Origin of the sequence: Chryseobacterium sp. Chry.R1, from assembly GCF_039645525.1 — a bacterium.
GTDB classification, from domain to species: domain Bacteria; phylum Bacteroidota; class Bacteroidia; order Flavobacteriales; family Weeksellaceae; genus Chryseobacterium; species Chryseobacterium proteolyticum.
This window is the reverse complement of record NZ_CP151793.1, coordinates 2,085,247-2,098,355: the sequence shown is the minus strand read 5'-3', so window position 1 is coordinate 2,098,355 and position 13,109 is coordinate 2,085,247. Positions and strand designations below refer to the sequence as shown.

At 30.9% G+C, this 13,109-nt stretch carries 14 protein-coding genes; 2 read left to right on the top strand and 12 right to left on the bottom strand.

Features of this window, described 5'->3' with window-relative positions:
* The first annotated feature begins 43 nt into the window (after nt 1-43).
* Complete coding sequence (locus AAEU33_RS09680) at nt 44-424, top strand: MliC family protein (protein ID WP_172279991.1); 381 nt, start codon at nt 44-46, stop codon at nt 422-424.
* 87 nt (nt 425-511) lie between these two features.
* On the top strand, nt 512-1,276 hold the full coding sequence (locus AAEU33_RS09675; RefSeq protein ID WP_345992334.1) for an exodeoxyribonuclease III: 765 nt from the start codon (nt 512-514) through the stop codon (nt 1,274-1,276).
* 62 nt (nt 1,277-1,338) lie between these two features.
* Here AAEU33_RS09675 and AAEU33_RS09670 read toward each other — a convergent pair whose 3' ends face one another.
* The 12 genes from AAEU33_RS09670 to AAEU33_RS09615 form a co-directional block, all read right to left on the bottom strand.
* Nucleotides 1,339-1,710 (bottom strand): septal ring lytic transglycosylase RlpA family protein, encoded by a 372-nt coding sequence (locus tag AAEU33_RS09670; protein ID WP_172279995.1) that lies wholly within the window; start codon nt 1,708-1,710, stop codon nt 1,339-1,341.
* Between the two features lie 329 nt (nt 1,711-2,039).
* Complete coding sequence (locus AAEU33_RS09665) at nt 2,040-2,753, bottom strand: hypothetical protein (protein WP_345992332.1); 714 nt, start codon at nt 2,751-2,753, stop codon at nt 2,040-2,042.
* Between the two features lie 22 nt (nt 2,754-2,775).
* A complete protein-coding gene (locus tag AAEU33_RS09660; RefSeq protein ID WP_345992331.1) occupies nt 2,776-3,417 on the bottom strand; it encodes a hypothetical protein in 642 nt (213 codons plus the stop codon).
* A gap of 409 nt (nt 3,418-3,826) precedes the next feature.
* The gene (gene rimO, locus AAEU33_RS09655) at nt 3,827-5,128 is read right to left on the bottom strand and encodes a 30S ribosomal protein S12 methylthiotransferase RimO (protein ID WP_345992329.1); all 1,302 of its coding nucleotides are present in this window, start codon (nt 5,126-5,128) and stop codon (nt 3,827-3,829) included.
* Nucleotides 5,129-5,221: 93 nt separating this feature from the next.
* Nucleotides 5,222-5,767, bottom strand: coding sequence for a dTDP-4-dehydrorhamnose 3,5-epimerase (gene rfbC, locus AAEU33_RS09650; RefSeq protein WP_345992327.1), 546 nt, complete (start codon nt 5,765-5,767; stop codon nt 5,222-5,224).
* Between the two features lie 37 nt (nt 5,768-5,804).
* Nucleotides 5,805-6,929, bottom strand: coding sequence for a hypothetical protein (locus AAEU33_RS09645; RefSeq protein ID WP_345992325.1), 1,125 nt, complete (start codon nt 6,927-6,929; stop codon nt 5,805-5,807).
* An 82-nt stretch (nt 6,930-7,011) separates the two neighbouring features.
* Complete coding sequence (locus tag AAEU33_RS09640) at nt 7,012-7,959, bottom strand: sugar transferase (protein ID WP_172280006.1); 948 nt, start codon at nt 7,957-7,959, stop codon at nt 7,012-7,014.
* Nucleotides 7,960-8,057: 98 nt separating this feature from the next.
* A complete protein-coding gene (locus tag AAEU33_RS09635; protein ID WP_345992323.1) occupies nt 8,058-8,804 on the bottom strand; it encodes a glycosyltransferase family 2 protein in 747 nt (248 codons plus the stop codon).
* Nucleotides 8,805-8,816: 12 nt separating this feature from the next.
* Nucleotides 8,817-9,836, bottom strand: a complete 1,020-nt coding sequence (locus AAEU33_RS09630; protein ID WP_345992321.1) for an NAD-dependent epimerase/dehydratase family protein — start codon at nt 9,834-9,836, stop codon at nt 8,817-8,819.
* A gap of 277 nt (nt 9,837-10,113) precedes the next feature.
* Nucleotides 10,114-11,127, bottom strand: coding sequence for a glycosyltransferase (locus AAEU33_RS09625; RefSeq protein WP_345992319.1), 1,014 nt, complete (start codon nt 11,125-11,127; stop codon nt 10,114-10,116).
* A gap of 6 nt (nt 11,128-11,133) precedes the next feature.
* On the bottom strand, nt 11,134-11,997 hold the full coding sequence (locus AAEU33_RS09620) for a glycosyltransferase (protein ID WP_345992317.1): 864 nt from the start codon (nt 11,995-11,997) through the stop codon (nt 11,134-11,136).
* Between the two features lies 1 nt (nt 11,998).
* Nucleotides 11,999-13,096 (bottom strand): EpsG family protein, encoded by a 1,098-nt coding sequence (locus AAEU33_RS09615; protein WP_345992315.1) that lies wholly within the window; start codon nt 13,094-13,096, stop codon nt 11,999-12,001.
* Nucleotides 13,097-13,109 lie beyond the last annotated feature (13 nt).

Below are 13,109 nucleotides of genomic sequence, written 5' to 3'. Positions count from 1 at the left end.
TATTTTGTATACTAATACATACACAATAATTAAATACACTATTATGAAAAGAAGCATTTTTGCTACAGCTGCTATAGCAGCTTTGTTTTTAACCTCATGTAATAAGGAGAAAACTCCTGCAGATACTGCAACAACTGCAACCGTAGATACAATATCTTCAAAACCATCTGATTCAGCTGCTGTTTCAGCCGGTAAGGATGAAATTGTAAAAAGTACCTCAACAGACAGTAGTGGAAAAACACTGGAAATGACGTTCAATAACACCAAAAACACAGCAACAGTAGTATTCAACAAAGAAACGATTGAATTACAGGGCCAAAAGCCCGCATCTGGAATCTGGTATAAGAATGATCACTATGAATTGAGAGGAAAAGGAGAAGAAATTGAACTTACAAAAGATGGAAAAGTAGTTTTTAAAAAATAAAATCTATTATAATAAGATAAAAAGTCGGTTTTGAAATTCAGGGCCGACTTTTTAATTTCCCTACATTTGAAAAAATTTATTTTTTGTATGAAATTAATCACTTATAATGTTAACGGAATCAGGGCAGCTTTTACAAAAGATTTTTTGGGTTGGCTAAAGACTGCTGATCCGGATATCATTTGTATTCAAGAAAGTAAGGCTGGAAACGATCAGATAGACATCGACAGTCTTCAAAAACTTGGTTATCATAGTTACTGGCATTCTGCTATAAGAAAAGGATATAGTGGCGTAGGAATAGGTTCTAAAACTCAGCCCAATCATGTAGAATATGGTTGCGGAATTGAAAGCTATGATAATGAAGGAAGGATTATCAGAGCAGATTTTGATGATTATTCCGTAATTTCGGTATATGTCCCTTCTGCATCTAATATTGAAAGATTAGACTTTAAAATGCAGTTTTGCCATGATTTTCTGAATTATATTAAAATCCTTAAAAAAGAAATTCCTAACCTTATTATTTCAGGTGATTTTAATATTTGCCATCAGGCTATTGATATTCATGATCCTGTGCGCTTAAAAAATGTTTCCGGCTTTTTACCTATGGAACGTGAATGGATGACCAATTTCATCGAAGAATGTGAACTGATAGACAGTTTCAGGTTTTTTAATAATGAGCCTGATAATTACACATGGTGGAGCTACAGGCAAAATTCAAGAGCAAATAATAAAGGCTGGAGATTAGATTATAACTTTACCTCTTATGCTTTAAAGGACAAGCTGTCAAGAGCTGTTATTTTAAAAGAAGCCGTTCATTCGGATCATTGCCCCGCATTGCTGGAATTAGACGTATAAAAACGTTCAAATAAAAAAGCCAACTGAATCAGTTGGCTTTTAAAATTTAATAAATCATAAATTTAATCGACAATTTCATATTCCACCGGAATAGTACCAAGATTGGTATTTCCGATTTCATCGAACGCGGCTCTGGAAATATCCAAAGCTCTTGATGAATGGAAAGGTCCTCTATCATTTATTCTCACTGTAACCTCTTTTCCATTGCTTAAATTGGTAACTCTAATTTTAGTCCCAAAAGGAAGCGTTCTGTTTGCAGCGGTGAATTTTGAATTATCAAAAATTTCTCCGTTTGCAGTTTTTCTACCATTAAACTTATCGTGATAGAACGATGCATAACTTGTTTTTTTCGCATCTGTGGCATTGTTCTTGAAAGAATAAATACCAAAGGCTGAAATCATCATTATGATTACGAGAATGAATCTTTTCATCATTTTGAATTTTATTGGTTTTGACTTGGCAAATGTATCATGAATCTGCTTAAGACCATAGCCGATATGTTAAAAACTGTTAACAAAAACCCAATTCAAAGTTAACAACGTCTGTAACCCTTTACAAATAGGGGTTTTAGAACCCACTGTTAAAAAGTGTTAAAAATACCCCCAAAAAGTTAACATAATTAACTAATTGCGATACACATCATCCATAGATAATATATAATTGACTGATATACAATGTAATAAAAAAAATAAATCATTCTTTATATAATAAAAAAAAGACCAATGAAATATTTCATTGGTCTTTTTAAAGAAGATAAATACTATTATTTTAAATATTCTAATACATAATCATAGGTTCCTGCCGGATAAACTACAGACATACCTTGAGATCCGGTAACCGCATTTCCTTCTGCAGTTCCTAATGTATAGGAATACAAATCTCGCGAATAAACTGTTCCTGAACCTGACTTGTAAATTGTAATACCATACATTGATTTCATCCCATCTGGTGAAGGGATATTTACCGCACTAGATGTTCCTGTAGCTGCAAACGTTCCTTTTACAGCATATATCTGCGAATTGTTTATTAGAGTATGTGTGGCTGTTTCAGAATTTGTTATATTAGTTTTACTTGAGCTTCCACCCATTGCAACCCATCGGCCATTAGAAATATTTCCAGGATTTCCCGGGTTTGAAAAATAATAAAACCCCGGAGAAATTTCCGTAACAATACCTTGCCCTGCAAGAGTCTTTCCACTTGCTGTATTATATACTACCATACCATCAAATTCAGAAACAATAGTTTCATCCTCCATAGCAGCCGTATTAAATTTAAAATTGGTGAGGTCCGTACGGGGAAATCCAAGCCCTCTACCATAATTTTTATTTGCTAATCCTTCAAAATTACTGGCATCCATAAAATAATTTGTATCTCCTAATGCCGGTGTAATAATTCCATTACTCAAAAGCTGGGCATTACCATTAACGCTAAAAAGCAATAAAAAAAAACCTGTTATGTCCAATAAAATCTTTTTCATTTCGTCTTTGTGTTTTTAATAATTAATTTCTACCTGAGAATAAATACCAGGTCGTTCCATTACTATAAATTCTAACTGCTGCTTGCGCTGTAAAAGAAGCCAAACCTTTTGGCGTCCCCACTCCATCTGTTCCGTTAAATTGTACAGTACCTCCGGTATTATTTCTTAGGTATATTGTTCTCCCATTGTATGAAGAGGGTGCTGGTAATATTAATTGAGTTCCTGATGTAAATTCCCAGAAATCAAAATCAGAGTTTGACCAATCATAAGAAGTAGAAGCAGCTTGTGCCAGATTTAGTCTAAAAGTAGTAGGAGCTACTGTAGTCCCCCCTAAAGCAGTCCATTTTGAGGTGGGATCATCATAATAATAGAAACCAGTACCGTTAATGTTTTCTGTTTTACTACCCGGAGTGCCAGTACCTGATGTAACAAAAACGAGAGCTCCATTTTGAGCAGATTGATATGCCTCATCTTTATCTGCCAATTGTGTAACTGTCATTCTTGGAACTAAAACGGCATCTGCCATATTCCTATCCCTAACATTTGCTACTACGTCAAGAGTAGCTGCCGGCGAAGTTGTATTAATACCAACTCCTTTTTGTTGCGCTTTTGAAAGCATAACAAATGAAACCAGCATTACTGCTGTCAATAAATTTTTTTTCATACGTGTTTTTTGAATTTTTAATTACTTTTTGTGATAATTATTATACAAGATTCATAGTTTGTACAGATCCCAACCTATGCTATATTAATCACAAAAACAAAAATAAAATTACTCTTAATCCAATATTTTTTGTGATTTAATGTTGCAGATCTAGTATTAATTATTACTTCTGCAAAGTTAGAGTTAAATTATCAAAAATTCAAATCCACCCTGTCTTACCCTAACTTTAAGAAATAAAAAAGGAACACAACAAACTGGTAATCAAAACAATGTAAAAAATAAATCAAAACAAACAAAAAACAGAATTGTTAATAAATAAATCAATATTATTTTTTATAAAAAAAAAATAATGTAAAGTTTAAAGACTCTACATTATTTTTATGAAAATATTTTTTTTATCTATTTTTTTTTAAATCAGCTCCCCATATAAATCAAATTCTTCTGCAGAGGTTATTTTTACCATAGCGAATTCTCCAATTGAAATATAGGTTTTATCAGCAGGAACTAACACGGTGTTGTCTACATCAGGAGAATCATATTCAGTTCTTCCTACAAAATAATTTCCTTCTTTTCTATCAAAAATACACTTGTAAACTTCCCCGATTCTTTCTTGATTTTTTTCCCATGAAATCTGAGATTGAAGTTCCATGATTTCTTCAACTCTTCCTTCTTTAATTTCCTGAGGTATATCATCATCCAAAACATGTGCTGATGTATTTTCTTCGTGAGAATAGGTAAAGCAACCCAATCTATCAAATCTTTGCTCTCTTACCCAATCTTTTAATTCCTGGAATCTTTCCTCCGTTTCTCCGGGATATCCAACGATTAATGTAGTTCTGATTGCCATATCAGGTACTTTTTCTCTGAACTTTGCCAGTAAGGCATCTGTCTTTTCATGAGTCGTTCCTCTTTTCATTGATTTTAGAAGATCAGAATTTATATGCTGAAGAGGAATATCAATATAATTACAGACTTTAGGCTCTTCTCTGATAATATCTAAGACATCTTCCGGAAAACCACTAGGAAAAGCATAATGAAGTCTTATCCACTCGATTCCGTCCACTTTTACAAGTTCTTTTAAAAGATCTCCAAGTGCACGTCTTTTATAAATATCTAATCCATAGTATGTAAGGTCTTGAGCAATAAGGATCAATTCTTTGGTTCCGGCTTTAGCTAACTTTTCAGCCTCACGCACTAGTTTTTCAATTGGTGTAGAAACGTGTCCGCCTCTCATTAGGGGAATCGCACAAAAAGAGCACGGCCTGTCACAGCCCTCAGATATCTTAAGATATGCATAATGTTTTGGCGTTGTAGTTAATCTTTCACCTACCAGCTCATGCTTATAATCTGCACCTAAATGTTTTAACAAGACCGGAAGATCTCTGGTTCCAAAATACTGATCTACATCAGGAATTTCCTTAACCAGATCTGGTTTGTATCTTTCGGAAAGACATCCAGTAACGAAAACCTTCTCCACCTCTCCCCTGTTCTTCGCATCAACATAATCAAGAATAGTATTGATAGATTCTTCTTTTGCATTATCTATGAAACCACAGGTATTGATGACCACAATATCTCCCTTGTCTTCATGTACAACTTCTTTACCATTCGCCTTAAGCTGACTCATCAAAACTTCAGAATCATATACATTTTTAGAGCAACCAAGGGTTACGATATTAATTTTCTTTTTACCTACAGATTTTGTGCGCATCTTTTTGATTTGAGTGTGCAAAGATACGAAATATTAAAAAGTTTGAATCAAAAAATAAAAACCACTTTAATAAAGTGGTTTTCAGTAAACTGTTTAGAAGTTTTTTTCTTTAAAGCTGGGCGCATTTTTATCTTTTTCGGATAAAAGCATATCTTTTTCATCAACCATCCAATCAATATTAAGATCTGTATCATTAAATCTCACTGCACCTTCCGATTCTTTATTATAGAAGTTATCACATTTGTAAGCAAAGACAGCACTGTCACTTAATACAGAAAAACCATGTCCAAATCCTCTTGGTATATACAATTGAAGCTTATTTTCTCCTGTAAGCTCAATTCCAAACCATTTTCCAAAAGTGGGAGAACCCTCTCTTAAATCCACTGCAACGTCCCAAACTTTCCCTTCAAGACAAGACACTAATTTTGATTGTGCATGTTCACCTTTTTGCAAATGTATCCCTCTTAAAACTCCATAAGATGATTTAGAAATATTATCCTGAACAAAATGTCCATTCATTCCCGTCAATTCTTCAAATCTTTTTTCATTATATTTCTCAAAGAAGTAACCTCTATCATCTTCGAAAACCGTAGATTCTATAATGTAGCAGTCTTTAAGTGGGGTTTCTTTTATTTTCATAAAGTTTATATATCTTATTTAAGTATCCAGTATTTTATTAGTTGTAAGCAAAAACAATGATATCACCTGGTAAAATACTATCATTATATTTTTTTAATAAGGACAGTTCCATGCTTTTGCCTGTATTGTTATCCACTTTTCTCATTCTCATTTTGGGTTGGTATTCCAATCGCATATTTTCACTCAAGGATTTGTTTTGTACAATAATGAATTTATTCTTTCCATTAGACATGATAGAAACTATAGCCTCTTTTCCGTATGTTGTAAAAAATTTAAATTGTTCGGGTACAGAGTATAATTTTTTTGTTCCTTCTGGTATATTAATACCGGTATGAAAAACAGCGACAGATTTAGCTCCTGAAAATACCCATGCGAGTCTTTGTATTTGCTCATTAACACTTTTTACTACATTGTAAGTAGGTGTAGGATTACCACGATCATCAACTATTGAATATCCATAATTTTCCTTTCTCCAATTGGCTTCATAATTCAGCGTCCAATAGGTAAAATACTGTAATCCTTGAGCCCCATATAATAAATTCCCAAATTGTTGAAGCTTAATTCCTGAAACTGTAGGTTGGCGATAGTCATAATGAATTGTTGAACATGCAAAAGCCCAAAAATCAATGTCCTTATTCAAGCTAACACTTCGTAAATCCTCCAAATTTTTATACCAATCAATTCTCACCTGATCTTTTACAATTGGATAATTATCAAAAGAAAGAAAGCTTACGGGTACTTTCTGTACAAAAGTATTTAAATAATCTCTATATGTAATATTATTTAGTAATTTCGGTTCTACATAATTAGGGAATAAATTAATGTAAATTATGTGATAAGGATCTATCTTTTTAATTTTTTTTGCAAGGATAGCTAAATTATCAAAATCACTTGGATTAGGTTCATCCCCGATGCAGTAGCCATACAATGCAGGATGATTCTTAAAAAGATTTAAAGTACCTTCTGTATCGGTAAATAGTGAAGAAACTCTAATGATCAATTTAACGTTCGCTTTTTTAGCAGCATCTAAAGCAGTTTTAACTTCTTGATCGGAATTATAAAGTGTATAACAAATATCTATACCTGCACGTTTCATAGTTGAAAATTGACTTACAGTTGAATACTCTCCAGGAGGAACTCCATGAAATCCAAAAATAGGCATCCTTTTCTCTTGAGATATTACAATGTTATACACCAACAAAAATACTATGATCACTAAATTCCTAATCATTTGTCTAAGATTATTAGTTACTATTTAAGGTCAAAACGACCTTAACCGTCCTCAACAAAATCTTAATATCAAGTAAAGGAGAATAATTCTTGATATAGTACAAGTCATACTCCAATTTTTCTAAATTATCCTTAGGAGTAGCTTTGGGTAAATTCACCTGAGCCCAACCTGTAATACCAGGTTTTACTAAATGACGTAAATCAAAATAAGAGTTTTCAGCTACTGATTCTTCAACATATTTTTGCTGCTCAGGTCTTGGTCCAATTAAACTCATGTTACCATTGAGAACATTAAAAAGCTGAGGTAATTCATCCATCTTTGTAGATCTAAGAAATTTTCCTACAGCAAGAAGTCGATCATCATTATTCTTAGTATAATCACCATTATGTCCATTCTTCATTGTTCTTAGTTTATATATTTTGAACTTTTTAGAATTCTTTCCTACTCTCTCCTGAGAAAAAAAAACATTTCCGGGAGAATTTATAAACACTAATAAAGAACCAAAAATTATTATAGGTAATGCAAATGGTAATAAAAGTACAGAAACAGATAAATCTATAAACCGTTTTAAAACAAAGTCGTTTTTCTCTAATCCAATAGAAAATACATCGTCTGCTAAATACTCATTGGCATTTAGTTTTACTAAAGGTATTCTTCCATTAATTCGCTCATAAAATTCGTGAACTTCAAAGACTTTTATACCTTGAAGTTTAGCTTCAATAATTTCATTTGTAATTTTTTCAGGAAGATGGTTTAAATCTGAGGTTTCGATAATTATAGTTTTTACGTGTAATTTTTTAATATAATCAAAAATACTTCTGTGATTAATATCTGAATTAAAAAATACTGATTTATGAGATTTTTTAAAATTTTCTGCCTCTAAAATTTTTAATGTTATATTACTAACATTTATAAAAAGATATCTTTCGTTAAAACTGGAAAGATTTAAATATTTTTTCATGCTACGTGTTTCTCACAAATCTACTTTTAAATTTCTATATCATGTATTAACATCAACATAATTTGAATTTACAAAAAAAGTTTAAATCTCAGACTTTACTATAAATGTTGAAAAGTCTTCGAAATCCACCTTTTATATGGATAATAAAAGGGAACTTTAATATCATGTTTCCTAAAGGCATTTAAGATTTCTTGTTTCCCTTTTTTAATGTTTGATAAACTTTTATTTGATTCCCCTCCTAATCTCATCTTCAAAATAAAATTCTCAAGGTAGAATGATGAGATCTGATGCTTTTCTAAAAACCTCAGCATAATTTCAAAATCGGCAGCAATTCTATATCTCAAATCAAATGCTCCAAAACTTTTGTAAACCTCCTTTTTAACAAAAAAACACGGATGGGCGGGATGCCAACCCTTACTGAAAGCTTTTCGTGTTCCTGTTTTCCATTTTCGGACAATTTTATCGGTGTTATTTTCTTTTACATAGTATAAATCAGCAAACACAGAATCTACTTTCTCCTTATCAAAACAGTCTAAAATTTCTTTAAATGAATTTTCTGAAATATAAAAATCATCAGAATTAAGTAATCCTATTACATCTCCTGTCGACATCTCAATTCCTTTGTTCATTGCATCATAAATACCATTATCTTTCTCACTTATCCACTTCATCTTTCCCTCAAAAAGGGGTTCGTATGACTTTATAATCTCCAAAGTGTTATCGGTAGACCCTCCGTCTACAATTATATATTCGATATTTTTATAAGTTTGTTGTAGAACAGATTCAATTGCTGTTCTCAAATATTTTTCACTATTCCAGCAAACCGTAATGATACTTATTTTCATAACATGTTTAATTTATAAGGAATACTCTGAAATCTTTTTCTGAACCTGTTCTGAAATCCACGTGTAGGTCTTTTCCATTCCAACTTTTAGTGGTTGAGAGACCATCCAACCAATTTTTTCATTGTATAGCTTATTATGAGAATTTCTACCTTTTACTCCTAACGGACATTTAAATCCATATTTATCAAAAAACTCTTGCCCGTCAAGGTTTCTTATTTTTATATTTTTTTGGGATATATCAATGGCAATCTGAGCTAGTTCATTAATTGAAACCATTTCTTCGCTTCCGATATTTACAGGTCCTAAGAAATCCGATTCCATCAGTCTTAAGACAGCTTCAATACATTCATCGATGTAAAGAAAAGATCTTGTTTGCTTTCCATCGCCCCATACCTCAATTTGCCCATTTTCATTTTCTTCTGCTACTTTTCTACACATAGCCGCTGGCGATTTTTCCTTTCCACCCGTCCAAGTTCCTTGTGGTCCGAAAATATTATGAAACCGTGCAACTCTTACATTTAAGTTATAATTTCTATTATAAGCTAGGTAAAGTCTTTCTGAGAATAATTTCTCCCAACCGTATTCAGAATCGGGATTAGCAGGATATGCAGAATCCTCCTGACAATTAGGATTGTTTGGATCCAATTGATTATGTTCCGGATACATACATGCGGAAGAAGAATAAAAAACCTTCTTAACTTTCTTTAGAACGCACTCTCTTGCAACATTTAAATTTATCATTGCAGAATTGTGCATTACATCAGCATCATGTTCACCTGTAAAAATATACAATGCTCCTCCCATATCTGCGGCTAATTGGTAAACCTCATCCACATTTTCCTCAATAACCAATCGTACAACACTAGGATCAGTAAGATCTCCAATAATGAATTCATCACAAATCTCAGAATGATCAAAATATTCATGCTTCTTTATATCACAAATTCTTATATGATTTCCTTCACTTTTAAGTCTTTTTGCCAAATGCCCACCAATAAAGCCACCACCTCCCAGTATAACAATTTTTTTCATATCTGTACTTACATTAAATTTTAATTTTTCTAAACGTTTAGAATCTTTTACAAAATTAATATCTTGCTTTTAATTTCCAATCTACATTTTCCTTTTTTAATATAGATAGGCCTAATAAACTAAAACAACCAAAAGTCACCAAATAATTTCATAAACTTGAGCATAATTTTACAATATTTTTAAGTAGCCCGTCATTTAATATTCAAGAACAATTATCTTGTAAAAATTCAGGTGAATAACAAATGATATACACTTTTTTTAAATCATAAAAATAAAGTTATTTTGTTAATAATTCTATTACTGTTTTAATTTTATCACTAACCTTAGGAATAGACTTTTTAACAGACTGAAAATCAATAGATTTAACAAGAGCGTCTTTTATAGCTTGAGTGCTATTGGGATCAAAAATTACTGATGGTTCACATACTTCATATAAATACGGCAAATCTGCTCCTATAATATCACACCCACAATCCAAAGCTTCAATAATACCAAGTCCGAAACTTTCACTTAAAGATGGAAAAATCAAGTATCTATTTGCTGTGTAGTATTTGTATAATTCCGATCTTTTTATAAATCCAATGTTTCTTATAGGATAATTAGAAGCTATTTTATCCTCTATATATTTATACAGTTCTTGAAAAGATTGATCCACAGTTAATATAAGCTCTCCTTTTTTCTCAGCATCATAAAATTCACAAAATGCGTCGATTAATCTTAAGTGATTTTTGTGTAAGAAAGGATGGCTAACATAAATGTAACCAAAATTATTACGCTCACTGCTTTTATTTCCGGATATAGGCGGATAAAAAGGGAGATTCATAATCTGACTATCTTTTATATTATATTTCTCATGTAATTTTACCTTTATATTGCTATTCTGTACAATCCAATAATCTGTATTCCGTTTCAAAAATTTAATAATCATTGTTTTAGCAATATATCCACAAGTAGTTTTAAATGGAAGCTCTTTTGGTATTTCTAAATAAATTCTATGATGAAAAAATGTGTAAACTGTTGCTTCCAGTTTTATTGGTGGTGGTACATTTCCAAAACAAAAGATTTTGGTGAACGTGCTTCTATTTTTTCTGTAAAAATTAAATCTTTTAAAAAAAGATGATTTTTCAAATAAAATTTTATTCGTTTTTTTTATTTGATATGCATTTTTAGATATTCTATCATCAAACAAATAAAAAACATTGACATCAGTTTTCTCAAGTTCAGAAACCAGATAGTCTAAAAGAACTTTCCCCCCGGTCTGATGAGTATATATTGCATCAATCAGTATCATTACTTTTTATTTTATTTTTTTTAATCTCTCAATTGTTTCAATCGTTTGTTGATAGGAATTTTTCTTTCCGGATATGAGAAAAAGATATTTTAATATATAATAGGAAAACAGTCTTTGGAATATAAATTTTTCGAAAATAAAATTAAATTTCTTATAATATAATTTTGTAGATTTCATTTCTTCTTCAAATGACTTTACACTAACTTTCTGTCTATCATCTATTAGATGCTTATATATGAGTTTATTCTCAAAATGTGTTTTGAAGTTATGATCTATAAAACGTTTTATAATATCAGATTCCTCTCGATATAAAAATATATTTTCATCAAACAATCCAATTTCTTCAAATTTAGATTTATCTATAAATAACAATGCTCCAGAAAGAAAACAAAATTTTTCCAGATATATATTCAATTTATTTAGTAATATCATTATTGGGGTAGTAAATAAAAAAAATTCATATTCAGGACGAACCCAAAAAGATAAATTGATGCCACCAAATTGTTTTCCACCAACAACAGCAAGTTTTTTATTTATTTTAAATAATTCAATTATTCTACTAAACATAGGCTTTTCCATAATAATATCTGGATTTGCAATACATACAATTTCAGATTTGGAAACTCTTATGCCCACATTATTTCCTTGTCCATATCCTCCATTTGAAGGATTATGTATCAATAAAACATTTGAGAAGCTATCAGATATAAGCTTTTTCATTTCTATGAAGATTTCTATCTTACTATTATCAACAATAATAATTTCTATATCATCATCTAAAAGATCATTTTGTCTATAAACAGAATGGATGCAATTAACAATATCATTCAAGGAATTGTAGGTGACAATAATTACAGATATTTTTTTCATATTAATCAATCATGCCTTTAAGGTTATCTGAAGATTTTATCATTTCTAAAAACTCCTCCATAAAGTGGTTTTCAGGAAACAAATAACCAGGAATAATATAAATAAACATTGCGCTAATAAACACAATTCCACACAAAATTATAAATCGCCCCAATTTCACCTTTGGATTCTGATTTTTGATAAAGAAAATATAATAATATAACATCCATATAAAAGAAAAAGGCATTACGTATCGATGTCCTATAACCTGAATAAGAAAAGAGGCTGGTATAAAAATTATTGGAAAAAATGCAATTTTATTGAGAAACCTAAATTGTGGATCTTCTACAATTTCAGGGCTTTTCTTTAATAAAAAAAATGTTTCTAAGTATAAAAATCCTGTAAACAAAATATAAGGAATCGCATTAAAAAGGCCTCCAAGAAAACTACTTCCCGCATTAAAATAGCCTCCGTAATGACTTAAAATTTCACCTAAGGTCGAGTTATAAATATAGAATGTAACTAGAAAGACAAGTAATGAAAAACTAAGAATATAAGTATAAAACTTCTTTGCTGGCACAAAATAATATACAGGAATACAAACAAGTAAAAATGAAAGCCCGGAATGGCATAGTATTGATAGAATGATGCATATTATTGAGAGGATATATTTTTTCTTGTAAAAAAGAAAATAAAAACCACTCATTAGAATTGGAAACCCCATATAGTATCTGATCTGGTTAGCCAAATGTACATTGTCCAGTATCAGATATGCTAAAAAAATAAAGAAAATATTCTTTGTAAATCTGGAAATAAAAAAATAATACAAACTAATTATAAGAAAAATATGAAACTGGTAAAGCTCAGTATACTGTAAATTCAGACCTTTCTTAAAAATCAATGTGAGCCAATAAAAAACAGGATCTGTAGAAGTTTCCTCTCGTTTAAAAAACAAATAATACATACCCCAGTCTGCAGTATAGGTAAGATCCAGAAAACAGTATAACAAGCCTACAAATAAGAGACTATTAAATACATAGGCAATAAATCTTGAAGGTAGTCGCTCAATAAATTGTCCTACATAAAATAAAATAATGGTGAAAATAATTAGAATAGCCAAATCAAATTCTTGT

Coding starts and splice junctions, on each gene's coding strand:
- AAEU33_RS09640 (WP_172280006.1), bottom strand. CDS start 7,959: ATGAAAAAATATTTAAATCTTTCCAGTTTTAACGAAAGATATCTTTTT.
- AAEU33_RS09635 (WP_345992323.1), bottom strand. CDS start 8,804: ATGAAAATAAGTATCATTACGGTTTGCTGGAATAGTGAAAAATATTTG.
- AAEU33_RS09630 (WP_345992321.1), bottom strand. CDS start 9,836: ATGAAAAAAATTGTTATACTGGGAGGTGGTGGCTTTATTGGTGGGCAT.
- AAEU33_RS09670 (WP_172279995.1), bottom strand. CDS start 1,710: ATGATGAAAAGATTCATTCTCGTAATCATAATGATGATTTCAGCCTTT.
- AAEU33_RS09645 (WP_345992325.1), bottom strand. CDS start 6,929: ATGCCTATTTTTGGATTTCATGGAGTTCCTCCTGGAGAGTATTCAACT.
- AAEU33_RS09625 (WP_345992319.1), bottom strand. CDS start 11,127: ATGATACTGATTGATGCAATATATACTCATCAGACCGGGGGGAAAGTT.
- AAEU33_RS09675 (WP_345992334.1), top strand. CDS start 512: ATGAAATTAATCACTTATAATGTTAACGGAATCAGGGCAGCTTTTACA.
- AAEU33_RS09680 (WP_172279991.1), top strand. CDS start 44: ATGAAAAGAAGCATTTTTGCTACAGCTGCTATAGCAGCTTTGTTTTTA.
- AAEU33_RS09660 (WP_345992331.1), bottom strand. CDS start 3,417: ATGAAAAAAAATTTATTGACAGCAGTAATGCTGGTTTCATTTGTTATG.
- rfbC (WP_345992327.1), bottom strand. CDS start 5,767: ATGAAAATAAAAGAAACCCCACTTAAAGACTGCTACATTATAGAATCT.
- AAEU33_RS09620 (WP_345992317.1), bottom strand. CDS start 11,997: ATGAAAAAAATATCTGTAATTATTGTCACCTACAATTCCTTGAATGAT.
- AAEU33_RS09665 (WP_345992332.1), bottom strand. CDS start 2,753: ATGAAAAAGATTTTATTGGACATAACAGGTTTTTTTTTATTGCTTTTT.
- rimO (WP_345992329.1), bottom strand. CDS start 5,128: ATGCGCACAAAATCTGTAGGTAAAAAGAAAATTAATATCGTAACCCTT.